Annotated in this window: 20 protein-coding genes; 4 read left to right on the top strand and 16 right to left on the bottom strand. The window is 70.9% G+C overall.

Annotated features, from left to right (window positions below; genetic code table 11):
- The first annotated feature begins 404 nt into the window (after positions 1-404).
- Positions 405-3,536, top strand: coding sequence for an isoleucine--tRNA ligase (gene ileS, locus ACFWYM_RS26415; protein WP_384842109.1), 3,132 nt, complete (start codon positions 405-407; stop codon positions 3,534-3,536).
- A 209-nt stretch (positions 3,537-3,745) separates the two neighbouring features.
- On the opposite strand, the gene ACFWYM_RS26410 is transcribed toward ileS, so the two are convergent.
- The 16 genes from ACFWYM_RS26410 to rsmH form a co-directional block, all read right to left on the bottom strand.
- A complete protein-coding gene (locus ACFWYM_RS26410) occupies positions 3,746-4,813 on the bottom strand; it encodes a DivIVA domain-containing protein (protein WP_384842106.1) in 1,068 nt (355 codons plus the stop codon).
- A 46-nt stretch (positions 4,814-4,859) separates the two neighbouring features.
- A complete protein-coding gene (locus ACFWYM_RS26405) occupies positions 4,860-5,144 on the bottom strand; it encodes a YggT family protein (protein ID WP_249590439.1) in 285 nt (94 codons plus the stop codon).
- Between the two features lie 67 nt (positions 5,145-5,211).
- Positions 5,212-5,856, bottom strand: a complete 645-nt coding sequence (locus tag ACFWYM_RS26400; RefSeq protein ID WP_384842103.1) for a cell division protein SepF — start codon at positions 5,854-5,856, stop codon at positions 5,212-5,214.
- A gap of 123 nt (positions 5,857-5,979) precedes the next feature.
- Positions 5,980-6,699, bottom strand: coding sequence for a YggS family pyridoxal phosphate-dependent enzyme (locus ACFWYM_RS26395; RefSeq protein WP_384842100.1), 720 nt, complete (start codon positions 6,697-6,699; stop codon positions 5,980-5,982).
- Complete coding sequence (gene pgeF, locus ACFWYM_RS26390; RefSeq protein WP_384842097.1) at positions 6,696-7,475, bottom strand: peptidoglycan editing factor PgeF; 780 nt, start codon at positions 7,473-7,475, stop codon at positions 6,696-6,698. The genes ACFWYM_RS26395 and pgeF overlap by 4 nt, the downstream gene beginning before the upstream one ends.
- Complete coding sequence (gene ftsZ, locus ACFWYM_RS26385; protein WP_384842094.1) at positions 7,472-8,704, bottom strand: cell division protein FtsZ; 1,233 nt, start codon at positions 8,702-8,704, stop codon at positions 7,472-7,474. The genes pgeF and ftsZ overlap by 4 nt, the downstream gene beginning before the upstream one ends.
- A gap of 276 nt (positions 8,705-8,980) precedes the next feature.
- Positions 8,981-9,766 carry a cell division protein FtsQ/DivIB gene (locus ACFWYM_RS26380; RefSeq protein ID WP_384842091.1) on the bottom strand — a complete coding sequence of 262 codons (786 nt, stop codon included), beginning with the start codon at positions 9,764-9,766 and terminating at the stop codon, positions 8,981-8,983.
- Between the two features lie 15 nt (positions 9,767-9,781).
- Positions 9,782-10,876, bottom strand: a complete 1,095-nt coding sequence (gene murG, locus ACFWYM_RS26375; RefSeq protein WP_384842088.1) for an undecaprenyldiphospho-muramoylpentapeptide beta-N-acetylglucosaminyltransferase — start codon at positions 10,874-10,876, stop codon at positions 9,782-9,784.
- 6 nt (positions 10,877-10,882) lie between these two features.
- The gene (ftsW, locus tag ACFWYM_RS26370; RefSeq protein WP_384842085.1) at positions 10,883-12,202 is read right to left on the bottom strand and encodes a putative lipid II flippase FtsW; all 1,320 of its coding nucleotides are present in this window, start codon (positions 12,200-12,202) and stop codon (positions 10,883-10,885) included.
- 105 nt (positions 12,203-12,307) lie between these two features.
- Positions 12,308-13,747 (bottom strand): UDP-N-acetylmuramoyl-L-alanine--D-glutamate ligase, encoded by a 1,440-nt coding sequence (murD, locus tag ACFWYM_RS26365; protein WP_384842082.1) that lies wholly within the window; start codon positions 13,745-13,747, stop codon positions 12,308-12,310.
- Positions 13,729-14,799, bottom strand: coding sequence for a phospho-N-acetylmuramoyl-pentapeptide-transferase (mraY, locus tag ACFWYM_RS26360; protein WP_384842079.1), 1,071 nt, complete (start codon positions 14,797-14,799; stop codon positions 13,729-13,731). The genes murD and mraY overlap by 19 nt, the downstream gene beginning before the upstream one ends.
- Entirely contained in the window at positions 14,796-16,202 is a 1,407-nt protein-coding gene (murF, locus tag ACFWYM_RS26355; protein ID WP_384842076.1) for a UDP-N-acetylmuramoyl-tripeptide--D-alanyl-D-alanine ligase, read from the bottom strand. Before murF ends, mraY begins: the two co-directional genes overlap by 4 nt.
- Before the next feature lie 4 nt (positions 16,203-16,206).
- A complete protein-coding gene (locus ACFWYM_RS26350) occupies positions 16,207-17,880 on the bottom strand; it encodes a UDP-N-acetylmuramoyl-L-alanyl-D-glutamate--2,6-diaminopimelate ligase (RefSeq protein WP_384842073.1) in 1,674 nt (557 codons plus the stop codon).
- Between the two features lie 12 nt (positions 17,881-17,892).
- A complete protein-coding gene (locus ACFWYM_RS26345) occupies positions 17,893-19,875 on the bottom strand; it encodes a peptidoglycan D,D-transpeptidase FtsI family protein (RefSeq protein ID WP_384842070.1) in 1,983 nt (660 codons plus the stop codon).
- Positions 19,876-19,880: 5 nt separating this feature from the next.
- Positions 19,881-20,429 (bottom strand): cell division protein FtsL, encoded by a 549-nt coding sequence (locus ACFWYM_RS26340; RefSeq protein WP_384842067.1) that lies wholly within the window; start codon positions 20,427-20,429, stop codon positions 19,881-19,883.
- Positions 20,426-21,385: a 16S rRNA (cytosine(1402)-N(4))-methyltransferase RsmH gene (gene rsmH / locus ACFWYM_RS26335; RefSeq protein WP_384842064.1), complete on the bottom strand. Its 960-nt coding sequence runs from the start codon at positions 21,383-21,385 to the stop codon at positions 20,426-20,428. The genes ACFWYM_RS26340 and rsmH overlap by 4 nt, the downstream gene beginning before the upstream one ends.
- A 352-nt stretch (positions 21,386-21,737) precedes the next feature.
- On the opposite strand from rsmH, the gene ACFWYM_RS26330 reads away from it, so the two are divergent.
- The 3 genes from ACFWYM_RS26330 (at position 21,738) to ACFWYM_RS26320 (ending at position 24,963) form a co-directional block, all read left to right on the top strand.
- Positions 21,738-22,361: a beta-class carbonic anhydrase gene (locus tag ACFWYM_RS26330; RefSeq protein ID WP_384842061.1), complete on the top strand. Its 624-nt coding sequence runs from the start codon at positions 21,738-21,740 to the stop codon at positions 22,359-22,361.
- 218 nt (positions 22,362-22,579) lie between these two features.
- On the top strand, positions 22,580-23,599 hold the full coding sequence (locus tag ACFWYM_RS26325; RefSeq protein ID WP_384842058.1) for an AAA family ATPase: 1,020 nt from the start codon (positions 22,580-22,582) through the stop codon (positions 23,597-23,599).
- Positions 23,599-24,963 carry a DUF58 domain-containing protein gene (locus ACFWYM_RS26320; protein ID WP_384842055.1) on the top strand — a complete coding sequence of 455 codons (1,365 nt, stop codon included), beginning with the start codon at positions 23,599-23,601 and terminating at the stop codon, positions 24,961-24,963. Before ACFWYM_RS26325 ends, ACFWYM_RS26320 begins: the two co-directional genes overlap by 1 nt.
- Positions 24,964-24,991 lie beyond the last annotated feature (28 nt).

Raw genomic sequence — 24,991 nt, 5'->3', positions numbered from 1 at the left:
GCGCGGCCCACCAGTGGCCATTCGGGTCAGTACGCGCCCCTGGCCGCACACCGCACGCGGTCCACGCAAAAACCGGTCGGCCACCCCTCCCCGGGCGCCGTACACTGGCCGGAGCGAGAAGCGTGGATGGGGACGAGTAGCGGCGTACGCAGCCAAGAGCGACCCGGGGACGGTGTGAGCCCGGGAGCGAGCGCGACGCGAAGATCACCCCGGAGCCGCCGGAAGAAAGCCGCAGCCCGAGGGCCAAGGCCAGTAGACCCGGCATCGCGACCCCAATGAGGGGGCTCACCGGCGCACACGACGCTCCGGAGGGCCAAGGAGGGTGGTACCGCGGGAGCGCGCCGCACACGGCGTCCGAGGCTCTCGTCCCTCCGACGGAAGAGCAGTCCGCCGGAGGAAGATCGATGACGCAGTACCGCCAGGTGCCCGCCCAGGTCGACCTGCCCGCCCTCGAGCACGCCGTGCTCGACTTCTGGCGCGAGCAGAAGATCTTTGCCAAGAGCTTGGAGCAGTCCGAGGGCCGCCCCGAGTGGGTGTTCTACGAGGGCCCGCCCACCGCCAACGGCATGCCGGGCGCCCACCACATCGAGGCCCGCGTCTTCAAGGACGTCTTCCCCCGCTTCCGCACGATGCGCGGCTACCACGTGGCCCGCAAGGCGGGCTGGGACTGCCACGGCCTCCCGGTGGAGCTCGCGGTCGAGAAGGAGCTCGGCTTCAGCGGCAAGAAGGACATCGAGGCGTACGGCATCGCCGAGTTCAACGCCAAGTGCCGCGAGTCCGTGACCCGCCACACCGACGCCTTCGCCGACCTGACGACGCGCATGGGCTACTGGGTCGACCTCGACGACGCCTACCGCACCATGAACCCCGAGTACGTGGACTCGGTCTGGTGGTCCCTGAAGGAGATCTTCAACAAGGACCTCCTGGTCCAGGACCACCGCGTCGCCCCCTGGTGCCCCCGCTGCGGCACCGGCCTCTCCGACCACGAGCTGGCGCAGGGCTACGAGACGGTCGTCGACCCCTCCGTCTACGTCCGCTTCCCGCTCACCGGCGGCCCCCTCGCGGGCGAGGCGGCCCTCCTGGTGTGGACGACCACGCCCTGGACCCTGGTCTCGAACACGGCGGTCGCCGCGCACCCGGACGTCACCTACGTGGTGGCCACCGACGGCCAGGAGAAGCTCGTCGTCGCCGAGCCCCTCCTGGAGAAGGCCCTCGGCGAGGGCTGGGAGACCACCGGGCAGACCTTCACCGGCGCAGAGATGGAGCGCTGGACCTACCAGCGCCCCTTCGAGCTGGTCGAGTTCCCGGCCGAGGCGCACTACGTGGTCAACGCCGACTACGTGACGACCGAGGACGGTACGGGCCTGGTCCACCAGTCCCCCGCCTTCGGTGAGGACGACCTCAAGGTCTGCCGCGCGTACGACCTCCCCGTCGTGAACCCGGTCCGCCCCGACGGCACCTTCGAGGAGGACGTCCCCCTCGTCGGCGGTGTCTTCTTCAAGAAGGCGGACGAAAAGCTCACCGAGGACCTCAAGGACCGCGGCCTCCTCTTCCGCCACACCCCGTACGAGCACAGCTACCCGCACTGCTGGCGCTGCCACACGGCGCTCCTCTACTACGCGCAGCCGTCCTGGTACATCCGCACCACGGCCATCAAGGACCGCCTCCTCCAGGAGAACGAGAAGACCAACTGGTTCCCGGACTCGGTCAAGCACGGCCGCTTCGGCGACTGGCTGAACAACAACGTCGACTGGGCGCTCTCCCGCAACCGCTACTGGGGCACCCCGCTGCCCATCTGGCGCTGCGAGAACGACCACCTCACCTGCGTCGGCTCGCGCGCGGAGCTGGGCGACCTCACGGGCACCGACCAGTCGGAGCTCGACCCGCACCGCCCGTACATCGACGCGGTCACCTTCCCCTGCCCGACCTGTCAGGAGACGGCCACCCGCGTCCCCGAGGTCATCGACGCCTGGTACGACTCGGGTTCGATGCCGTTCGCGCAGTGGGGATACCCGTACAAGAACAAGGAGCTCTTCGAGAGCCGCTACCCGGCGCAGTTCATCTCGGAGGCCATCGACCAGACGCGCGGCTGGTTCTACACGCTGATGGCGGTGGGCACGCTCGTCTTCGACAAGTCGTCGTACGAGAACGTGGTCTGCCTCGGCCACATCCTCGCCGAGGACGGCCGCAAGATGTCCAAGCACCTGGGCAACATCCTGCAGCCGATCCCGCTCATGGACCAGCACGGCGCCGACGCGGTGCGCTGGTTCATGGCGGCCGGCGGCTCCCCGTGGGCGGCACGCCGCGTGGGCCACGGCACCATCCAGGAGGTCGTCCGCAAGACCCTCCTCACGTACTGGAACACGGTCGCCTTCCAGGCCCTGTACGCCCGTACGTCGCAGTGGGCCCCCAGCGCGGCCGACCCGGCCCCCGCCGACCGCCCGCTCCTGGACCGCTGGCTGCTCAGCGAGCTGCACGCGCTCACCGACCAGGTCACCCAGGCCCTGGAGAGCTACGACACCCAGCGCGCGGGCAAGCTCCTGTCCGTCTTCGTCGACAACCTCTCCAACTGGTACGTGCGCCGCTCCCGCCGCCGCTTCTGGCAGGGCGACAAGGCGGCGCTTCGCACCCTCCACGAGGTCGTCGAGACCGTCACGAAGCTGATGGCCCCGCTGACGCCGTTCATCACCGAGCGCGTCTGGCAGGACCTGATCGTGCCGGTGACCCCGGGCGCCCCGGAGTCGGTGCACCTGTCCACGTGGCCGGAGGCGGACCTGTCCGCCATCGATCCTGAGCTGTCGAAGCAGATGGTCCTGGTGCGCCGCCTGGTCGAGCTGGGCCGGGCCACGCGCGCGGAGTCGGGCGTCAAGACCCGCCAGCCGCTGTCCCGCGCGCTGGTCGCGGTGTCCGGCTTCGAGGCGCTCAGCCCCGAGCTGCACAGCCAGATCACCGAGGAGCTGAACGTCTCCTCGCTGGCCTCGCTCTCCGAGGTCGGCGGCTCGCTGGTCGACACGACGGCGAAGGCCAACTTCCGTGCCCTGGGCCGCCGTTTCGGCAAGGGCGTCCAGGCCGTCGCCAAGGCGGTCGCGGAGGCCGACGCCGCCGCGCTGTCCCTGGCGCTGCGCGAGGGCACGGCCTCGGTCGAGGTCGACGGCGAGACGGTGACGCTCTCCCCGGAGGAGGTCATCATCACGGAGACCCCGCGCGAGGGCTGGTCGGTGGCGTCCGACTCCGGCGCGACCGTCGCCCTCGACCTGGAGATCACCGAGGAGCTGCGCCGCGCGGGCCTGGCCCGTGACGCGATCCGCCTGATCCAGGAGGCCCGCAAGAACAGCGGCCTGGACGTCGCGGACCGGATCGCACTGCGCTGGACCTCCACGGAGCCGGCGGTGCTCACGGCGCTCGCCGAGCACGCGGAGCTCATCGCGGACGAGGTCCTCGCCACGGACTTCGCCCAGGGCGAGGCCGACGACTCGTACGGCGAGACCTTCACGGACGAGTCCCTGTCCCTGACGTTCCGCCTGCGCAAGGCGTAACTCCCGGACGCGGCAAGCCCGCAGACGGACCGAAGGCCCGTACCCGCCAAAGATCTTGGTGGGTACGGGCCTTCGGCGTTGCGTACCGGGCACAACTGAACGTTTCTGCAGCGGCACACAAACGTGCATGCGCAAAAGGGCCGGGCCCCCAGAGAATCTGGGGGCCCGGCCCTGAATGTCCGACGCCTACAAGGGCGTGGTCACACCCGTCAGTTGTCGTCCTCGTCGATGAGGAAGCCACGCATCGGCGACGGGGCCTGCTGCATCGGCTGCTGGCCCTGCGGCCGCACCGGCGCCATCGGCTGGGTCATCGCCGGGGACATCTGCTGCTGGCCGCCGTAGGACGGGCCGCCGGCGGGCTGGCTGTTGCCGCCCATCGACTGGTTGCCGCCGTAGGACGGGGCACCCGCACCGGCCGGGGCCATCGAAGGCGCCGGGGACGGCGGCAGCGAGGCGGTCGCCGGGGTCCGCGGCGGGGCCAGCGAGTCGTCCGCCTGCGTCTCCAGCTGACGCAGCTGCGACTCCAGGTAGGACTTCAGACGCGTGCGGTACTCGCGCTCGAAGCCGCGCAGGTCCTCGACCTTGCGCTCCAGCGTGGCGCGGGCGGACTCCAGGGAGCCCATCGCGACGCGGTGCTTCTCCTGCGCGTCCCGCTCCAGGGCGTCGGCCTTGGCACGGGCGTCACGCTCGAGGCCCTCGGCACGCGAACGGGCCTCGCCCACGATCTTGTTGGCCTCGGAACGGGCCTCCGCGATCGCCTGGTCGGCGGTCTGCTGCGCGAGCGAGAGCACGCGCGCGGCGCTGTCGCCACCGGGGCCCTGACCGGGCTGCGGCAGCTGGGGGCCGTGACCGCCCATCGGGCCGCCCATGGGGCCACCCATCGGACCCTGGCCCATCGGGCCGGGACCCTGCGGACCGCCCTGCGGTCCATGGCCACCGGGGCCGGCGGGCAGCTGCGGCGGGCCGCCCATCGGGTGCTGCTGCTGCGGCGGGACCGGCTGCGGCGGGCCAGATATTGCGGCGGGCACGGGGGCACCGGGACCACGCTGGTCCTGGGGCTCCGGCGGCTTGCGCATTCCGCCCTGCTGTTGGTTCTGCGCGGCGGCGCGGGTGGCCGCGGCCAGCTTGGCGCGCAGGTCCTCGTTCTCGCGGAGCAGGCGCGTCAGTTCGGCTTCGACCTCATCGAGGAAGGCATCGACCTCGTCCTCGTCATAGCCTTCTCGGAGGCGGACGGTCGTGAACTGCTTGTTCCGCACGTCCTCGGGGGTCAACGGCATCTCTTCACCTCAACGTAGTCGTCGGCATTCGGCAAGACCGTATCGTTCACAAGCCGCTCACGACGGTGATCAGGATGTAGACGATGATCATCAGTACGAAGAAGGACAGGTCGAGCGCCACGCCCCCGAGACGCAGCGGCGGAATGAACCGCCGCAGAAGCTTGAGCGGTGGATCAGTGACAGTGTAGGTGGCCTCCAGAACGACCACCATCGCCTTGCCGGGTTGCCATGAGCGGGCGAACTGGAAGACGTAGTCCATGACCAGCCGGAAGATCAGCACGATGAGGAAGCACATCAGCGCGATGTAGAGCACCTGCAAGACCACGCTCATGTCCGCGTTTCCCTCTCCCCTGTTCCCGTGCTTCGTTTCCGATGCCTGTGTCTACTGCACTTGCGTCTCAGCTCTGGTTGAAGAACCCGCCCTCTGCGATACGGGCCTTGTCCTCCGCCGTGACATCGACGTTAGCAGGCGACAACAGGAACACCTTCTGCGTCACTCGCTCAATGCTGCCATGCAGACCGAAGACCAGACCGGCGGCAAAGTCGACAAGTCGCTTCGCGTCCGTGTCGTCCATCTCCGTCAAGTTCATGATCACCGGGGTGCCTTCGCGGAAGTGTTCCCCGATGGTACGGGCCTCGTTGTAGGTCCGGGGGTGCAGCGTGGTGATGCGGTAGGGCTCCCGCTCGGACACGACCTTGGGCATGATCACCGGTGCGTTCTTCTCCAGGCTCTGGCGTTCAGGTGTGATGGATGCCACGGGGGCGATTCGCGCCGGACGTCCGGATTCCGCGGCTAGCGAAGCGGAGCGGGACACCGGCTCCCTCGGGGCGGGCGGCTGCACCACTCGTACCGATTCGTCCCGTTCGGGCGTGTGCGCCTGGCGGGACTGGTGCGACTGATGCGGCGGCTCGTGCCGCCTGCGGTCCCGCTCGGGCTCCGGCTCGGGTTCGAACTCGTCATCGGGGTCGAACCCCGGACCGTCGTACCCATCGTCCTCCACGAGGCCGAGGTAGACCGCCATCTTGCGCATCGCGCCGGCCATGCTCTGAGTCCTCCGCTCTGTGGTGGATCGGCTGTCGTCACCAACTGCCCGCGATCCACGAGGTCCCCGCCCCAACAGCGGGAATGACCATATTTTCTGCTGTGGTCCGACTTCTTGGCGACGTTACCCGAGCCTGGGTCGGACTCCGAGTACCGCCGTACCGACGCGCACATGTGTCGCCCCGGCCGCAACGGCCTGCTCGAGGTCCGCACTCATCCCTGCCGAGACCATGTTCGCAGCCGGATGAGTCGCGCGCAGGGCAGTCGACAAATCCATCAACCGCTCGAACGCCGCCTGTTGGCGCCCCTCGTAAGGGCCCGTGAGCGGTGCGACGGTCATCAGACCATCGAGCCGCAGCCCCGGCGCCCCGGCCACGAGATCGGCCAACTCTTCGATTCCGCCCGGTCCTACGCCCCCGCGGTCCCCCCGCCCGTCCTCCTCGGCGTCGAGGGCGACCTGGATGAAGCAGCCGAGCTCCCGCTCGGCGCGCACCGCGGCCGCCGACAAAGCTGTGACGAGCTTGGGACGGTCGACGGACTGCACGGCATCGGCATAACTGACCACGGAGCGGACCTTGTTGGTCTGCAACTGGCCGACGAAGTGCCAGGTAAGGGGCAGATCCGAGCACTCCGCGGCCTTCGGCGCCGCGTCCTGGTCGCGGTTCTCCGCGACGTGGCGCACACCGAGTTCCGACAGGATCCGCACATCGCTCGCGGGGTGCGTCTTGGTGACCACGATGAGGGTCACCTCGTCCCGCTCGCGGCCCGCTTCCGCGCAGGCCGCGGCGATGCGCTTCTCGACATCCGCCAGATTCCCGGCGAGTTGAGACTTACGGTCCGTCATGCCCTGTCCCCCGTCGCTTCGAGGGCACCGGAGGCGCCCTCCAACCAGACATAGCCCGCGAGACGACCGGTGGTCCGGTCGCGGCGGTACGAGAAGTGGTCTTCCGATTCCCGGGTGCACACCGGGGACTGCTCCCGGTCGCGCACCCCGAGCCGCTCCAGCTGAGCGTGCACCCCCGCCGTCACGTCGACCGCCGGCGTGCCCCAGCTCGTCTCGGCGTACGCCGCGGGCTCGACGGCGGCGACCTCGGCGCGCATCGCGTCGGGCACCTCATAGCAACGGCCGCACACGGCGGGGCCGGTGCGGGCCACGATCCGCGCGGGGTCGGCGCCGAGCTCCACCATCGCGGCCACCGCGGCGGGCACCACTCCGGCGACCATGCCGGGCCGCCCCGCGTGCGCGGCCCCCGCGACACCCGCGACGGGGTCGGCGAGGAGGACGGGGGTGCAGTCGGCGGTGAGGACCGCGAGGGCGAGGCCGCGCCGGGCGGTGACCACGGCGTCGACGGCGGGGAGTTGCTCGGCGGCGCCCCACGGCCCGTCCACCACGGCGACGTCGGACCCGTGCACCTGGTTCATCCAGACGACCCGGGCCGCGTCGATCCCCAGCGACTTGGCGGCCAGCTCGCGGTTGGTGCGCACCGCGTCGGGGTCGTCCCCGACCGCCCCGCCGAGATTGAGCTCCTCGTACGGAACGGCGCTCACCCCGCCCCACCTGTCGGTGAAGGCGAAGCGCGCGCCGCTCACAGTGCTCGTTCCGGAGCGCTGACCTATCACTTCAGGAAGTCCGGCACGTCCAGCTCCTCGGCCTGGCTGTCCTGGTAGGGACGGGCCGGGGGGACCTGCGGCGGGGAGACCGGCGCGGACGGGCTCTCGCTCACCGGGGCCGGGGCCGGCTCGGCGGACTCGGCGGATTCGACGGGCCGCGGCTCGTCGCGCGGGGTCACGCTGCCGAGGCCGCCGAAGGCCGGGCGGGACTCGGTGGACCGGGCCGGGGTCGCGGGCTCCTCGCGCTTGGCGGAAGCCGAGCCCAGAACGTTTTCCCTCTTGGCCGGGGGCTGTCCGCCGTCGAAGCCCGCAGCGATGACGGTGACCCGGACCTCGTCGCCCAGGGCGTCGTCGATGACGGCACCGAAGATGATGTTGGCCTCGGGGTGGGCGGCCTCACTGACCAGTTGGGCCGCTTCGTTGATCTCGAAGAGGCCGAGGTCCGAGCCGCCGGAGATGGAGAGCAGCACACCGCGGGCGCCATCGATGGACGCCTCGAGCAGCGGCGAGGAGATCGCCATCTCGGCGGCGGCCACCGCGCGGTCGTCGCCGCGGGCCGAGCCGATGCCCATGAGCGCCGAACCCGCCTCGGACATCACGGACTTGACGTCGGCGAAGTCGAGGTTGATCAGGCCGGGCGTGGTGATGAGGTCGGTGATGCCCTGCACACCGGAGAGCAGCACCTGGTCCGCCGACTTGAAGGCGTCGAGCACGGAGACCTGGCGGTCCGAGATGGACAGGAGCCGGTCGTTGGGGATGACGATGAGGGTGTCGACCTCTTCGCGGAGCTCCGCGATGCCGTCCTCGGCCTGGTTCGCGCGGCGGCGGCCCTCGAAGGTGAACGGCCGGGTGACCACACCGATCGTCAGGGCGCCGAGTGAGCGCGCGATGTTGGCGACCACGGGGGCGCCGCCGGTGCCGGTGCCGCCGCCCTCGCCGGCGGTGACGAAGACCATGTCGGCCCCCTTGAGGACCTCCTCGATCTCCTCGCGGTGGTCCTCGGCGGCCTTGCGGCCGACGGCCGGGTTGGCTCCCGCGCCGAGTCCACGGGTGAGTTCACGGCCGACGTCGAGCTTGACGTCGGCGTCGCTCATCAACAGGGCTTGCGCGTCGGTGTTGATGGCGATGAACTCGACGCCCTTGAGACCGACCTCGATCATCCGGTTGATGGCATTGACACCACCGCCGCCGACACCGATGACTTTGATGACTGCGAGGTAGTTCTGCGGTGCTGCCACGTCGAAGGCCTCTCGCCTCGAGTTACGTGTCGCCGCCTCGCTTTGAAACGCTGCGACGACTGATGCCGAATGGGACGGTCCGATACGCCGACCCGAACCCTAACGCTGAAGTTTAGGGTTACCAGTGTGTCTGTTCCCTGGACTCTTCCGAACAGGACACTAAGTCGACAAGTGGCGCACGTTCAACGAACACGCCGAACCTCCCGTTTTTCTTTTCACCCTATGTGATCAGCCGTAGCGCTGCCGAACCAGGGTGCTGGCCTGCGGTGATGTACGTCAACTCGTCGATGACGCAGGGGCGGTGGGGACGCTCACATCGAAGTGCCGTGCCTTGGGGGCGGCTTTCATCAGCGCGGTGAGCGTCGCGGCCTTCGCACGACCCTTCTCACCGCTGCCCCATACGACGGTCCGCTCGCCGCTCAACTCCAGCGAGATGGAGTCGTACGAACGGACCTTGACGGCGCGCGTCCGCTGCGCGACCGCCTCCGGCAGATCACCGGCCACCTGCACAGATGCGCGCAGCAGCCGGTCGGTTCCAAACCGCCGCAGACTCGGCGATCCGGCCGCCTGATCCGTCGTCAATTCGAGGAGCGGGACGCCCTTCGGGGCGCGGCCGACCGTGGCGAATCGCACGCCCTTCGCGTCCACTTCGACGAACTTTCCGCCCTTTTCGATAAGGAGGACCGGCTTGCGTTCCGTCACTTTGAGGCCGATTCCGTGCGGCCAGGAACGGACGACGTCAATCGAGTCGATTCGGGGCAATTTCCGGCGCAGCCGCGCCTCGATGGCGTCGGAATCGACCGAAATCAGCGGTGCCCCGACCGGGGCGTCGGCGGCCTCCCGCACCTGTTCGGGCGTCAGCACCCGCGTACCGGACGTCGATACGTGTTCCAGGCGCAGCCACTGCGAGCCGTACAGCACCCACACCCCGCCGCTGCCGAGCAGCACGAGCGCGACGGCGAGCGCGATCAGGGTGCGCGGCCGGGGCAGCTTGAGGCGGCGGGGCGGGCGGGACCGACCAGGTGCGGACTGCTGTCGTTCGGCGGTGGTCGGTCCGGCCACGGTCCCCTGCCTTCTTCACGCGTTGCGGCGTGACGCAATCGCCTCGTACACCATGCCGACGAGGAGCTCGTCGGCATCCCTGCGGCCGAACTCCGAGGCGGCGCGGGACATCTCGTAAAGGCGGTGCGGGTCGGCGAGCACGGGCAGGACGTTGCCCTGGACCCACTCGGGCGTCAGTTCCGCGTCGTCGACCAGCAGTCCGCCGCCCGCCTTGACCACCGGCTGGGCGTTGAGCCGCTGTTCGCCGTTGCCGATGGGCAGCGGGACATAGGCGGCGGGGAGCCCGACGGCGGAGAGTTCGGCGACGGTCATCGCGCCCGCGCGGCAGAGCATCATGTCGGCCGCGGCGTACGCGAGGTCCATCCGGTCCACGTACGGTACCGGGATGTAGGGCGGCATCCCCGGCATGTTGTCGACGCGCGGCATTTCGTTCTTCGGGCCGACCGCGTGCAGGATCTGGATGCCCGCGCGCTGCAGCACCGGGGCGACCTGCTGGACGACCTCGTTGAGCCGCCGGGCGCCCTGGGAGCCGCCGGAGACCAGGAGCGTGGGCAGGTTCGGGTCGAGACCGAACGCGGCGCGCGCCTCCGGGCGGACCCGGGCCCGGTCGAGCGTGGCGATGGTGCGGCGCAGCGGGATGCCGATGTAGCGGGAGCCGCGCAGCTTGCTGTCGGGCGACGAGACGGCGACCGCCGAGGCGTACCGGGAGCCGATCTTGTTGGCCAGGCCGGGGCGCGCGTTGGCCTCGTGCACCACGATCGGGACGCCGAGGCGCTTGGCCGCGAAGTACGCGGGCAGCGCGACATAGCCGCCGAAGCCGGCCACCGCGTCCGCCTTGGTGCGCTCCAGGACCTGCTCGGCGGCCTTGATGGTGCCGCGCAGCCGTCCGGGGACGGTGAGCAGCTCGGGCGTGGGCTTGCGCGGCAGCGGTACGGCGGGGATCAGGGCGAGTTCATAGCCTCGCTCCGGTACGAGCCGGGTCTCGAGTCCACGCTCCGTGCCCAGGGCCGTGATGCCCACAGTGGGGTCCTGCCTGCGCAGGGCGTCCGCGAGGGCGAGCGCGGGCTCGATGTGGCCGGCGGTCCCCCCACCGGCGAGTACGACATGCACCGAAATTCACCGCTCTCCGGACGAACGCGCCTTGACGCGCCGTCGCATCGTGTTCCATCTCACCCGAGGTTGCCGCATGGCCAGGGCCGCCTTCGCCGCCGGTTCCTCTCGCGCGAAGGCGATGAGCAGACCGATGGCGAACATGGTCGGCAGCAGGGCCGAGCCCCCGTAGGAGAACAGCGGGAGCGGGACACCGGCGATCGGCAGCAGACCGAGCACCGCACCGATGTTGACCACGGCCTGGGCCGTGATCCAGGTGGTCACGCCTCCCGCGGCGTACCTCACGAAGGGGTCCTCCGTGCGTCCGGCCACGCGGATACCCGCATAGCCTAGAGCCGCGAACAGAGCGAGCACCGACAGTGTCCCCGCCAGGCCGAGTTCCTCCCCGGTGATGGCGAAGATGAAGTCGGTGTGCGGTTCGGGCAGTTGACCCCATTTTTCCACACTCGCGCCGAGACCGGAACCGAAGAATCCGCCGGAGGCGAGCGCATAGATCCCGTGCACGGCCTGCCAGCACTGGTCGGCCGGGCCGGGGTCCGTCTTGCCCATGCAGGCGAGCCGGGCCATGCGGTTGGGGCTGGTCTTGATGAGGATCACGCCCAGGACGCCCGCGATGGAGAGCACGCCCGCGAAGAGGCGGGTCGGCGCCCCGGCCAGCCAGAGCAGGCCGAAGAGGATCGCGGTGAGGATGATCGCCGTCCCCATGTCGCCGCCGAGCATGATCAGACCGAGCAGCATGAAGGCCACCGGAACGAGCGGCACCAGCATGTGCTTCCACTGCGTGAGCAGCCGCTTGTCCTGCTTGCGCGCGAGCAGGTCGGCGCCCCACAGCACGAGTGCGAGCTTGCCGAACTCGCTGGGCTGGAGCTGGAAGGGGCCGCCCAGATAGATCCAGTTCTGGTTTCCGTTGACGCTGCGCCCTATCCCGGGGACCTGGACCAGGACCATCAGGAAGACGGTCGCCGCGAGCATCGGATACGCGAGGGCCCGGTGCAGCTTGACCGGGACCCGCATGGCGACGAGCAGCAGGCCGGTGCCGAGGACGGCGGCGACGAACTGCTTGCGGAAGAAGTACGAGGCGGGCAGGTGCAGCTGCAGCGCCTGGATCATCGAGGCCGAGTAGACCATCACCAGGCCGAGCGCGGTGATCAGCAGGCTGGAGCCGAGGATCAGGTAGTACGCGGTGAGCGGCCGGTCCCAGGCTCGGCGGGCCTTGGTGTAGAGGCGCCGCAGTCCGCTCTCGCGCGGCGGCGAGGGCATCCGGGCGGGCCGGGGTGCGACCGGCCCGCGCGGCCGGCGCGGGGCGCGCGCGCTGCTGCCCGGCATCAGCGGGCCCCTCCGCCGGCCGTCCGTCCACGAGACCCCAGCCACGACACGGCTGTCACGTTGCCCTCCCGAGGGTCCGGGCGCCCCGGACCCCGCAGGGTCCGGTCAGGCGCTGTCGGCGGCGAGTTCGCGGACGGCGGCCGCGAACGCGTCGCCACGCTCGTTGTAGTTGGTGAACATGTCCATCGACGCGCAGGCCGGAGCCATCAGCACGGTGTCCCCCGGCTGAGCCAGCTCGGCCGCCCGCCGCACCGCCTCGGACATCGCCCCAGTGTCGGTCCGGTCGAGGTCCACCACCGGGACCTCGGGGGCGTGTCGCGCCAGGGCTTCGCGGATCAGGGCGCGGTCGGCGCCGATGAGGACGGCGGCCCGCAGCCGGCCCTTCGAGTGGTCCACGAGCTCGTCGAAGGTGGCTCCCTTGGCGAGCCCCCCGGCGATCCAGACGATCGACTCGTACGAGGCCAACGAGGCTTCTGTGGCGTGGGTGTTGGTGGCCTTGGAGTCGTCCACGTAGGCGACCCCGGCCACGTCCGCCACGTGCGCGATGCGGTGGGCGTCCGGGCGGAAGGCGCGCAGCCCCTCGCGGACCGCCGACGCCTCGACGCCGTAGGCGCGCGCGAGGGCCGCCGCGGCAAGGGCGTTGGCGATGTTGTGCGGCGCGGGCGGCTGCACGTCGGAGATCTCGGCGAGCTCCTGGGCCTGCTTCTGGCGGTCCGGCACGAAGGCACGGTCGACCAGGATGCCGTCCACGACGCCGAGTTGGGAGGGGGCGGGCGCATTCAGCGTGAAACCGATGGCGCGGCAGCCCTCTTCGACGTCGGCCTCGCGGACCAGGTCCTCGGTGGCCTTGTCGGCGACGTTGTAGACGCAGGCGACCCGGTTGCCCTCGTAGATGCGGCCCTTGTCGGCGGCGTACGCCTCCATGGAGCCGTGCCAGTCGAGGTGGTCGGGGGCGAGGTTCAGGACCGTCGCGGAGTGGGCGCGCAGCGAGGGCGCCCAGTGCAGCTGGTAGGAGGAGAGCTCGACGGCGAGCACGTCGTAGGCGTCGTCGCCTTCCAGGATCACGTCGACGATCGGCGTACCGATGTTGCCGACGGCGGCCGTGCGCAGGCCCGCCGCCGTCAGGATCGACGCGAGCATCTGCGTGGTCGTGGTCTTGCCGTTGGTGCCGGTGATGGCCAGCCACGGCGCGGCGTCCGGGCCGCGCAGGCGCCAGGCGATCTCCACGTCCCCGACGACGTCCACGCCCGCCTTTGCCGCCGCCGCGAAGAGCGGCGACTCGGGCTTCCAGCCGGGCGAGGTGACGATGAGGTCAGTGCCCTCGGGGAGGGTGTCCGCGTCGCCCAGGCGTACGGAGATGCCCTCGCCCTCAAGGGCGGTGGCCCGCTCTCGGTGGGTGTCCGAGGAGCCCCCGTCGACCACCGTCACCGCGGCGCCGAGCCCGGCCAGGGCGCGGGCGGCGCTGATGCCGCTCACGCCGAGCCCGGCGACGGTGACGTTCCTGCCCTGCCAGTCGGACGCAGTGGTCACTTGTCGGCTGCCCATCCCGCGTAGAAGAGGCCGAGTCCGACGATCACGCACATGCCCTGGATGATCCAGAAGCGGACCACGACCAGGACTTCGGACCAGCCCTTGAGTTCGAAGTGGTGCTGGAGCGGCGCCATCCGGAAGACGCGCTTCCCGGTGAGGCGGAACGAGCCGACCTGGATGACCACCGACATGGTGATGAGGACGAAGAGGCCGCCGAGGAGCGCGAGCAGCATCTCCGTGCGCGAGCAGATCGCGAGACCCGCGAGCGCGCCGCCGAGGGCCAGCGAGCCGGTGTCGCCCATGAAGATCTTGGCGGGCGAGGTGTTCCACCACAGGAAGCCGAAGCAGGCGCCCATCAGGGCGGAGGCCACGACGGCCAGGTCGAGCGGGTCTCTGACCTCGAAGCAGGCCGACGGGTTGGTCAGCGTGTTCGCGTTGGCACAGGACTCCTGGTACTGCCAGACGCCGATGAAGGTGTAGGCGCCGAAGACCATCACGGAGGCGCCGGTCGCGAGACCGTCGAGGCCGTCCGTGAGGTTCACGCCGTTCGACATCGCGAGGATCATGAACAGCGCCCAGATCACGAAGAGCACCGGGCCGATGGACCAGCCGAAGTCCGTGACGAAGGAGAGCTTCGTCGAGGCCGGGGTCTGGTTGCGGTTGTCCGGCCAGTTCAGGGCCATGACCGCGAAGGCGATGCCGACGATCAGCTGGCCCGCCATCTTCGCCTTGGCGCGCAGACCGAGCGAGCGCTGCTTGACGATCTTGATGTAGTCGTCGAGGAAGCCGACGAGGCCCATGCCCGCCATCAGGAAGAGCACCAGCATGCCGGAGAGCGTGGTCTCCGTGCCCGTGATGATCTTCGTCAGGAAGTACGCGATGAGCGTGGCCAGGATGAAGGCGATACCACCCATGGTCGGCGTACCGCGCTTGCTGTGGTGCTCGCGCGGGCCGTCGTCCCGGATGAACTGCCCGTAGCCCTTGCGGGCGAGGAGCTTGATCAGCAGCGGCGTTCCGACCAGGGTCAGAAAGAGCCCGATCACACCCGCGAAGAGGATCTGCCTCATCGGCCGGCGACCTCGCCCTCACTGGTGTTCTCGAGCAGCGCGAGCGCGACCCGCTCGAGACCGACCGATCTGGACGCCTTCACCAGGACGACGTCCCCCGGGCGCAACTCGCTGCGCAACAGGTCGATCGCCGCCTGTGCGTCGGACACGTGCACCGACTCCTCACCCCACGAACCCTCGTTGTATGCGCCCAGTTGGAGCCAGGACGCTTCCCTGCCCCCGACTGCCACGAGCTTGCTCACGTTGAGCCGGACGGCAAGGCGTCCGACCGCGTCGTGCTCGGCGAGACCTTCGTCCCCGAGCTCGGCCATGTGCCCGAGCACCGCCCACGTACGACGCCCCTTGCCCATGGCCACGAGCGCGCGCAGGGCCGCCCGCATGGACTCGGGGTTCGCGTTGTAGGCGTCGTTGACGACCGTCACGCCGTCCGGGCGCTCGGTGACCTCCATCCGCCAGCGGGACAGGGTGCCCGCCTCGGAGAGCGCGAGGGCGATCTCGTCCACGGACAGGCCCAGCTCATGGGCGACGGCGGCCGCGGCGAGCGCGTTCGACACGTGGTGCTCACCGTACAGCCGCAAGGTCACGTCGCTGCACCCGGAGGGTGTGTGCAGCGTGAAGGCGGGCCGGCCGTTCTCCGTGAGCCGGACATTCTCGGCGCGTACGTCGGCGTCCTCGGCCTCTCCGAAGAGGAGGACCCGGGCCTGCGTCCGGGAGGCCATCGCGCGTACGAGGGGGTCGTCGGCGTTGAGGATCGCGGCACCGTCCGCGGGCAGCGCCTCGACGAGTTCACCCTTCGCTTCCGCGATCTGCTCGCGGCCGCCGAACTCGCCGATGTGGGCGGTGCCGACGTTGAGCACGAGGCCGATCTTCGGCGGCGTGAGCTCGGCGAGGTAGCGGATGTGGCCCTTGCCGCGGGCGCCCATCTCCAGGACGAGGAACCTGGTCTCGTCGGTGGCGGACAGGGCGGTGAGCGGCAGGCCGATCTCGTTGTTGAACGAGCCCGGCGTCCAGACCGTGGGGGCCTTGGTGCGCAGCACCTGCGCGATGAGGTCCTTGGTGCTGGTCTTGCCCGCGGAGCCGGTGAGGGCGACGAGGGTGGCGCCGAGGCGCCGGACCACGTGGCGCGCAAGGGCGCCGAGCGCCGACTGCACGTCCTCGACCACGATCGCGGGCACGCCCACGGGCCGCGAGGCGAGCACCGCGGCGGCGCCCGCCTCGACGACGGCGGCCGCGTAGTCGTGGCCGTCGACGCGCTCGCCGACGAAGGCGGCGAAGAGGCTGCCGGGCTCCACCTCACGGGAGTCCAGGACCACCGGACCGGTCACCTGACGCGTCGGATCCGGTATGTCGTACGTCTGCCCGCCGACGACGCTGGCGATCTCGGCGAGGGAGAGGGCGATCACAACTTCATCCCTGGGTTTGCTCGATGGCTTCGCGAAGCACCTGGCGGTCGTCGAAGGGACGCACCACCCCGGCGATGTCCTGGCCCTGCTCGTGGCCCTTGCCCGCGACGAGGACGGTGTCGCCGGGCTCGGCGCGGGCGACGGCCGCGCGGATGGCAGCGGCGCGGTCCTCGAAGACGGCGACCTCGCCGCGCTCGTGGGCCGGCACGTCGGCGGCGCCCGCGAGCATGGTGGCGAGGATCGCGAGGGGGTCCTCGCCGCGCGGGTTGTCGGAGGTCAGTACGGCGGAGTCGGCGAGGCGGGCCGCGGCGGCGCCCATCGGCATCCGCTTGGTCTTGTCGCGGTCGCCGCCGCAGCCGAGCACGATGTGCAGCTTGCCCTCGGTCACCTTGCGCAGCGCGCGCAGGACCGATTCGACGGCATCCGTCTTGTGCGCGTAGTCGACGACGGCGAGGTACGGCTGGCCCGCGTCCACGCGCTCCAGGCGCCCGGGGACGCCCGGCACGGCGGCGACGCCGTCGGCGGCGGTCTGCGGGTCGATGCCCGCGACGGCGAGGGAGACGATCGCGGCGAGCGTGTTGGCGACGTTGAACGGACCGGCCAGCGGGGACTTCGCGGTGATCCGCTCCCCCTTCGGGCCGACCGCGACGAAGGTCGAGTCCAGCGGACCCACCTCGACGTCCTCGGCCCGCCAGTCGGCATCGGGGTGGCCCTCGGCGGAGAAGGTGGTGACGGGCACCTCGGACTCGGTGATGAGCCGACGCCCGTACTCGTCATCGAAGTTGACGACGCCGAGCCGGGACCGCTCCTTGGTGAAGAGCTGCGCCTTCGCCCGGAAGTAGTCCTCCATGTCGGAGTGGAACTCCATGTGTTCCGGGCTGAGGTTGTTGAAGACGGCGACGTCGAAGACGCAGCCGTCGACACGGCCGAGCACCAGCGCGTGGCTGGAGACCTCCATGGCGACCGCCTCGACGCCGCGCTCCCGCATCACCGCGAAGAGGGCCTGGAGATCGGTGGCTTCGGGGGTGGTGCGCTCCGACTTGATGCGCTCGTCGCCGATGCGCATCTCGACGGTGCCGATGAGTCCGGTGCTGCGGACCTCCCGCAGACCGCCCTCGATCAGATACGCGGTGGTGGTCTTGCCCGACGTACCGGTGATGCCGATCTGCAGCAGGTCACGGCCGGGGCGGCCGTAGACCGTGGCCGCGAGCTCGCCCATGACGCCGCGCGGGTCGTCGACGACCAGGGCGGGCAGGCCGGTGGCGGCGGCGCGCTCGGCGCCCGTCGGGTCCGTGAGGATCGCCGCGGCGCCGAGGTCGGCGGCCTGGGCGACGAAGTCGGCGCCGTGCAGCCGGGCCCCGGGCAGGGCGGCGTAGATGTCGCCGGGGCGCACCGCGCGCGAGTCGTGCGTGATGCCGGTGATGCCAGGGGTGTCGGTCGCACCTGGCGAGGCGACGCCGAGCTGATCGGCGAGCTCCGCGAGGGGCGTGGCGGAGACCTGGGCCGGCCGGGGCGGTCCCGGATAGGTCACGGGAGCGCCTTTCTGGGTGGTTTGGGACTGATCAGCGTGTGGCACGGCGGTGAGCGTACCGGGCTCACCCGCTTCAGGGCGAAGCGAGGTGCTTGCCGGACCGTGTGGCGGGCGACGGTTCCCGGGGTCGGAGGTGATCGTTGTCACGGGGGTTCCTGGTCAGTCTCCGGGCTTGTAGGTGACCGGAAGGCGGGCGGGGGGCTTGCCGGTGGGCGGGACTTGCAGCGTCTTCAGGGCGAACTCCATGACCTGCTTGTAGATGGGGCCGCAGATCTGGCCGCCGAAGTAGCTGCCCTTGGTGGCGTTCTGGATCGCGCAGTAGACGGCGACGCGGGGCTTGTCGGCGGGCGCGAACCCGGCGAACGACGAGGTGTAGCCCTTGTACCTGCCGGTGGCGGGATCGACCCGGTTGGCCGTACCGGTCTTGCCCGCGACCCGGTAGCCGGGCATGCGGGCAGCGACGCCGGTGCCTTCCTCGTCGTCCACGACGGACTCCAGCATCGTCGCCAGCGTCTTGGCGGTCTGCTCGCTCACGACGCGGGTCTGCTGGGGCTTCGGGGCGGGCGTGAAGCGGCCGTCGGGGCCCTTCGTGCCGCGTACGAGGGTGGGCTCGACGCGGACGCCGCCGTTGGCGATCGTGGAGTAGACGGAGGTCGCCTGCATCGCGTTGATCGAGAAGCCCTGGCCGAAGGGGACCGTGAACTGCTGCGAGGTGGACCACTTCCCGGGCGGCGCGAGGATGCCGGAGGTCTCCCCCGGGAAGCCGAGCCCGGTCTCCTTGCCGATGCCGAACTTGCGCAGATACGAGTAGAGCGTCTGGTTCGCCTCCGACTGCGTCTTGCCGAGCTGGCCGGTGGCGAGGATCGTGCCGATGTTGCTGGACTTGGCGAGCACGCCGTTGAGCGTGAGGTGCCAGGTGGGGTGGTCGATGTCGTCCTGGAAGAGGCGGTCGCCGCGGTGCAGCCGGTTGGGCACCGTCACGTGCGTGCCGGGTGTGGCCGCATTCTCCTCCAGTACGGCCGCCATCGACATGACCTTGGCGGTGGAGCCGGGCTCGTACGCGTCCTGGAGCGCGGCGTTGCCCATGGCGGCGCCGTTGGCCTGCGAGAGGTCGTTCGGGTCGAAGCCGGGGGCGTTGGCCATGGCGAGGACCTCGCCGGTCTGGGTGTCCTGCACTATCACGTAGCCGCGGTCCGCCCTGGACTTCTTGACCTGCTCGGTGATGGCGTTCTGCGCGGCCCACTGGATGTCGCGGTCGATGGTGAGCTCGATGTCGGAGCCGGGCACGGCGGGCGTCTCGGTGCCGCCGGCGGTGGGGACCTGACGGCCGCCGGACTGGGCGTACCTGATCTTGCCGTCCTTGCCCGCGAGCTCCTTGTCGAGCTGCTGCTCCAGGCCGCCCGCGCCCTTGCCGTCGGCGTTGACCCAGCCCAGTATCCCGGCGCCCAGATCGGCGTTGGGGTAGACCCGCTTGCTGCTCGGGTCGGCGAGGACGCCCGCGAGGACGTTGGCGGACTTCGGGTCGGCGGCCGCCTTGTCGGCGAGGGCGGAGCGCAGGTCCTTGATCTGCTTCCAGATCTTGGGGGTCTGGCGCCGGGCGAGCAGGACGTAGCGGGTGTCCGGGGTCTTCAGCTTCTTGGTGAGCTCGACCGGGTCCTTGCCGAGGATCGGGGCGAGCAGGGCGGCCGCCTGCTCGGGGGCGTCCTTGACCTTCGTCGACTTGGGCGTGAGGAGCGTGGGGTCGGCCGAGATGTCGTACGCGTCGTCGCTGATCGCCATCTCGATGCCGCGGCGGTCGGTGATGCCGCCGCGCTCGGCGGCCAGGGTGTGGCCGAGGTAGCGATTCTTCTCCGCCTTGGCGGTGTACGCGCTGGCGTCGACCGCCTGCACCTGGAGCAGCCGCACCACGAAGATCAGCATGATCAGGGTCAGCCCGAGGCTGACCATGCGCAGGCGGGGCCGGGGGCTGCCCAGGCGGATGATGCGGGGCGCCGCCTTGCCGGAGCCGCCGGCCTGGCGCGGGCGGCGGGCGGCGGGGCGGCCGCCCGGTCCGGGGCGCCGCTGCTGGCCGGGGCGGGCGGGGCGGGCCGGGCGGGCGGGTCCCGGCACTCTGCGGCGCGGGGGCGGTTGACGGTCCGTCACTTACGTCACCTGCCGGAGGTCGTGGGGCCGGGCTGCGCGGAAGGGGCGGTGCGGGGGTGCTGGGCGGAGGGCTTCGGCGTGGGCTCGGGGCCGGGAGCCGACGGGGCGGGGGACGGGGCCTCGGAGACCGAGGGCGGGGGCGAGGCCACCTCGAGCGGGCGGGGCGCGGGCACCCGCAGCGCCGAGGGCCTGGCCGCCGCGCCGGGCACGCCGCGGACGGTGCCGTCGGGGTCGAGGAAGGCGGGGTCGCCGCCGGGCACCATGCCGAGCTCGCCGGCGCGGCGCTGCAGCGCGTCCGGCGCCGAGAAGTCGTCCACCTCGCGCTGGAGCTCCTGCTGCTCCTCGGTGAGCTCGGTGGTCTCCTTCTTGAGCTTGCTCAGCTGGAACGACCCCTCGTTCAGGGAGGAGTTCAGCATCAGGAGCGTGATCAGGCCCCCGCCGAGCAGCAGCACCACCAGTAACACGAAGGGCGTGCGGGCGGCCTGGCTCGGGCCCGACGGCAGCAGCCGGGCGAGCTTCGCCGCCCTCCCCCGCAGCTCGGGCTTCTTGCTCATGGGGCCTCCTCGCGGATGCGCTGCGCACCCCGCAGCCGTGCCGGGGCCGCCCGGCGGTTCTCGGCGACCTCTTCCTCGGTGGGGAGTTCGGCGCCGCGCGTGAGCAGCTTGAGGCGCGGCTGGTAGCGCTCGGGCACGACGGGCAGGCCGGGCGGCGCCGTGGTGGCGGCTCCGGCCGCGAACACCTGCTTGACCAGGCGGTCTTCGAGCGAGTGGTACGAGAGCACGGCGATGCGGCCGCCGACCGCGAGCGCCTGCACCGCGGCCGGGATGGCCCGCTCCAGGACGCTCAACTCACCGTTGACCTCGATGCGCAGGGCCTGGAAGGTGCGCTTGGCCGGGTTGCCGCCGGTGCGCTTGGCGGCCTGCGGCAGGGAGTCACGGATGAGCTCGACGAGCCGGGCGCTGTTGCTGAACGGCTCCTTCTCGCGCTCGCGCACGATGGCGGAGACGATCCGCTTGGCCTGCTTCTCCTCCCCGTACGCCCGCAGGATCCGCACCAGCTCACCGGGCGGGTAGGTGTTGAGCACCTCGGCGGCGCTCATCCCCGTCGTCTGGTCCATGCGCATGTCGAGGGGGGCGTCCTGGGCGTACGCGAACCCCCGGTCCGCCTCGTCGAGTTGCATCGAGGAGACGCCGAGGTCGAAGAGGACGCCCTGGACGCGCGGGACGTCCAGGCGGTCGAGCACGTCGGGGAGTTCGTCGTAGACGGCGTGCACGAGGGTGGCCCGGTCGCCGTAGGGGGCGAGGCGCTCGCCGGACAGGCGCAGCGCCTCCTTGTCGCGGTCGAGCGCGATGAGGCGGGCGGAGGGGAAGGTGGCCAGGAGCGCCTCGCTGTGGCCGCCGAGCCCGAGGGTGCAGTCGACGACGACCGCTCCGGGCTCCGCGAGCGCGGGGGCCAACATGTCCAGGCACCGCTGGAGCATCACGGGGACATGTCGACTGTTGCTGCTCAAGGGGCCCTCTCAGCTCCGGCGGGCGGTACGCACCGCCGGGTCCCCGCCCGCTCGAGAAGGGGAATGGCCTGCTGGCGCCGGGGAAGGGGCGTCAGCCGACCGGGAGCGGGAGGAGGCCGAGCCGTACGTACGCGCCGCGCACGTGGGGGATTCAGGGAATCTCCGGGGAATTACCGTCCAGCAGGGAGCAGGTCACGTCTCCCGCTTCGCGTCACTTTAGTCCACGGTGTCTTTCGGTCAATCAACCGGCCTGCGCGTCGCGAGCCACCCCCGGCGACGCCGCATTCCCGGTGAAGTCACCCGTTCGGCCGCACCATCACGGCCCCTGTGGACTACCTCACAACAAGACTCATTGACGTTCTTTGTCCGTTCTCACAGCAGGCCCGCCAGATCGGCGCGCACTACCGTCATAACCATGTCGACTTCCGCATCCCCTCAGGGCCGCACCCCCGCCGAGCCGAGCGCCGGCATAACCGTGGACGGCACCGTCACGGACCGCCTCATCGACGCGAACCAGAAGTACGCCTCCGACTTCACCGACCCCGGCATGGACGCCCGTCCCGTCCTGCAGGTGGCCGTCGTCGCCTGTATGGACGCCCGCCTCGACCTGCACGCCGCCCTCGGCCTGGAGCTGGGCGACTGCCACACCATCCGCAACGCGGGCGGCGTGGTCACCGACGACGTCATCCGCTCCCTGACGATCAGCCAGCGCGCCCTCGGCACCCGCAGTGTCGTGCTCATCCACCACACGGGCTGCGGCCTGCTCACCCTCACCGAGGACTTCCGGCACGAGCTGGAGGACGAGGTCGGGCAGCGGCCGGCCTGGGCGGTGGAGGCGTTCCGCGACGTCGACCAGGACGTGCGGCAGTCGATGCAGCGGGTACGCACCTCGCCGTTCCTGCTGCACAAGGACGACGTACGGGGATTCGTCTTCGACGTGACGACCGGTCTGCTCCGGGAGATCGACCCTGCGTGACCGCAGGTGCGCTAGTTCGGACATTGTGCGAGGCCAAAACGGCCCAACACCCGACATAACGGCGCCAGTTATCCACAGGCGAGTGACACGACCCCGTACGCCCAACAAGAATGCGGGGGTGGCGTCGCGCGGAACCATTCACGCGCGGTGTCCGTGAATCGGGGTGGGCCGGGCCGCAGGAAAGCGTCGGCCCGGAGAACGGGGCCGAGGAGGGCCGGGTGACGACCTATGACGATCGAGCGAGCCTCACTGATCTGACCACCACTGTGGAGCGAGTCCGCAGGTCGGTGGAGGGTGTGATCGAGGGCAAGCCTGAGGTCGTACGGCTTTCGCTGACTGTGCTGCTCGCCGAGGGACATCTTCTGATCGAGGATGTCCCCGGCGTCGGCAAGACCATGCTGGCCAAGGCGCTGGCGCGGTCCATCGACTGCTCGGTGCGCCGCATTCAGTTCACGCCGGATCTGCTGCCGTCCGACATCACCGGGGTGTCGATCTACGACCAGCAGCGGCAGGACTTCGAGTTCAAGCCGGGCGCGATCTTCTCGCAGATCGTGATCGGCGACGAGATCAACCGCGCGTCTCCGAAGACGCAGTCCGCGCTCCTGGAGTCCATGGAGGAGCGCCAGGTCACCATCGACGGGCAGACGTACGAACTGCCCAGTCCCTTCATGGTGGTGGCCACGCAGAACCCGGTGGAGATGGAGGGCACCTACCCGCTGCCCGAGGCGCAGCGCGACCGCTTCATGGCGCGCGTCTCCATCGGCTATCCCAGCCCGGAGGCCGAGCTGCAGATGCTGGACGTGCACGGCGGCGTCTCGCCCCTGGACGACCTCCAGCCGGTGGCCCACGCCCACGAGATCGTGAAGCTCGTGGACGCCGTACGCACGGTGCACGTCGCCGATTCCGTACGGAGGTACGCGGTCGACCTGGTCGCCTCGACCCGCAACCACCCGGACCTCAGACTCGGGGCGTCTCCCCGTGCGACGCTGCACCTGCTGCGCGCCGCCAAGGCGTCCGCCGCCCTCAGCGGCCGGGAGTTCGCCCTGCCGGACGACGTGCAGGCGCTCGCCGTCGCGGTCCTCGCCCACCGCCTGCTGCCCACCGCGCAGGCCCAGTTGAACCGTCGTACGGCCGAGTCGGTCATCCTCGAGATCCTGCAGCGCACGCCGGTGCCCGCCTCCGCCCAGCCGGGCGGCGGCTACTACGGCCAGCAGCCGCCCGGCGCGCGGAGGCTGTGATGGCTGCCGGAGCGCCGCCCGCGGCGCACGGCGAGGAAGAGGACAAAGGCGGCCTGCGCACGGCGCTCGCGGGGCTCACCACCCGTGGGCGCTCCTTCCTTGCGGCCGGTGTCGCCGCGGCCATCTGCGCGTATGTGCTCGGCCAGAGCGACCTGCTCCGGGTCGGGCTGCTGCTCGCGGTCCTGCCGCTGGTGTGCGCGGTCGTCCTCTACCGCACCCGCTACCGCGTCGCGGGCAGCCGCAGGCTCTCTCCCGCGCGCGTGCCCGCCGGTTCGGAGGCCCGCGTCCATCTGCGCATGGAGAACGTCTCGCGGCTGCCCACGGGCCTGCTGATGCTCCAGGACCGGGTGCCCTACGTCCTCGGCCCCCGACCGCGCTTCGTGCTCGACCGGGTGGAGGCAGGGGGCCGCCGCGAGGTGTCCTACCGGGTGCGCTCGGACCTGCGCGGGCGCTATCCGCTCGGGCCGCTGCAGCTGCGTCTGACCGACCCCTTCGGGATGTGTGAACTGTCCCGCTCCTTCTCGACGTTCGACACCCTGACCGTCATCCCGCGCGTGGAGGCCCTGCCCTCGGTGCGGCTCACCGGGGAGGCCAAGGGGTACGGCGACGGGCGGCACCGCTCGCTCGCCCTCGCCGGCGAGGACGACGTGATCCCGCGCGGGTACCGCCACGGCGACGATCTGCGCCGGGTGCACTGGCGCTCCACCGCGCGCTACGGCGAGCTGATGGTGCGCCGCGAGGAGCAGCCGCAGCGGGCCCGGTGCACGGTGCTCCTGGACACCCGCGACCGCGCCTTCAAGGGCGCGGGACCGGACTCGGCCTTCGAGTGGGCGGTGGCGGCCACGGCCTCCGTCCTGGTGCACATGCTCGAACGGGGCTTCTCCGTAAGGCTGTTGACGGACACGGGCAACTCGGTGCCGGGCGAGGGCTCGGACGGCTTCGCGGGCGCCAGCCAGGAGTCGGCGGACGCGGCCGGGCTGATGATGGACACCCTCGCGGTGATCGACCACTCGGACGGCGCGGGCCTCAGCCACGCGTACGACCTGCTGCGGGGCGGGAACGAAGGTCTCCTTGTCGCCTTCTTCGGCGACCTGGACGAGGAGCAGGCGCAGGTGGCCGCCAAGATGCGGCAGCGCAGCGGGGCTGCGGTCGCCTTCGTCCTGGACAGCTCGGCGTGGACGCAGAGCCTGCTGCCGCCCGGTACGGCGGAGGCGCGGCTGCAGCTGCTGCGCGACGCGGGCTGGACGGCGCTCGCGGTGCCGCCGGGAGTGGGCCTCGTGGACGTCTGGCGGCAGGCGGACCACCTGCGCACCAGCGCGGGTCCCGCGCCCGCCGCGGGGACGACGACCGGGGGCTGGGCATGAGGGGACGTACGACAGTGGGGGGACGGTC

Source organism: Streptomyces sp. NPDC059009, assembly GCF_042740175.1.
In the GTDB taxonomy this organism is placed as follows: Bacteria; Actinomycetota; Actinomycetes; order Streptomycetales; family Streptomycetaceae; genus Streptomyces.
Note: the sequence above shows the minus strand (reverse complement) of the source record. Positions and strands in the feature narration are given on the sequence as shown.

What these genes read in the sequence shown, in the direction of transcription:
- mraY (WP_384842079.1), bottom strand. Translation starts at nt 14,799, where the DNA reads ATGAGGCAGATCCTCTTCGCGGGTGTGATCGGGCTCTTTCTGACCCTG.
- ACFWYM_RS26405 (WP_249590439.1), bottom strand. Translation starts at nt 5,144, where the DNA reads ATGAGCGTGGTCTTGCAGGTGCTCTACATCGCGCTGATGTGCTTCCTC.
- ileS (WP_384842109.1), top strand. Translation starts at nt 405, where the DNA reads ATGACGCAGTACCGCCAGGTGCCCGCCCAGGTCGACCTGCCCGCCCTC.
- ACFWYM_RS26410 (WP_384842106.1), bottom strand. Translation starts at nt 4,813, where the DNA reads ATGCCGTTGACCCCCGAGGACGTGCGGAACAAGCAGTTCACGACCGTC.
- ACFWYM_RS26400 (WP_384842103.1), bottom strand. Translation starts at nt 5,856, where the DNA reads ATGGCCGGCGCGATGCGCAAGATGGCGGTCTACCTCGGCCTCGTGGAG.
- ftsW (WP_384842085.1), bottom strand. Translation starts at nt 12,202, where the DNA reads ATGCCGGGCAGCAGCGCGCGCGCCCCGCGCCGGCCGCGCGGGCCGGTC.
- ACFWYM_RS26340 (WP_384842067.1), bottom strand. Translation starts at nt 20,429, where the DNA reads ATGAGCAAGAAGCCCGAGCTGCGGGGGAGGGCGGCGAAGCTCGCCCGG.
- murD (WP_384842082.1), bottom strand. Translation starts at nt 13,747, where the DNA reads ATGGGCAGCCGACAAGTGACCACTGCGTCCGACTGGCAGGGCAGGAAC.
- ACFWYM_RS26395 (WP_384842100.1), bottom strand. Translation starts at nt 6,699, where the DNA reads ATGACGGACCGTAAGTCTCAACTCGCCGGGAATCTGGCGGATGTCGAG.
- ACFWYM_RS26320 (WP_384842055.1), top strand. Translation starts at nt 23,599, where the DNA reads ATGGCTGCCGGAGCGCCGCCCGCGGCGCACGGCGAGGAAGAGGACAAA.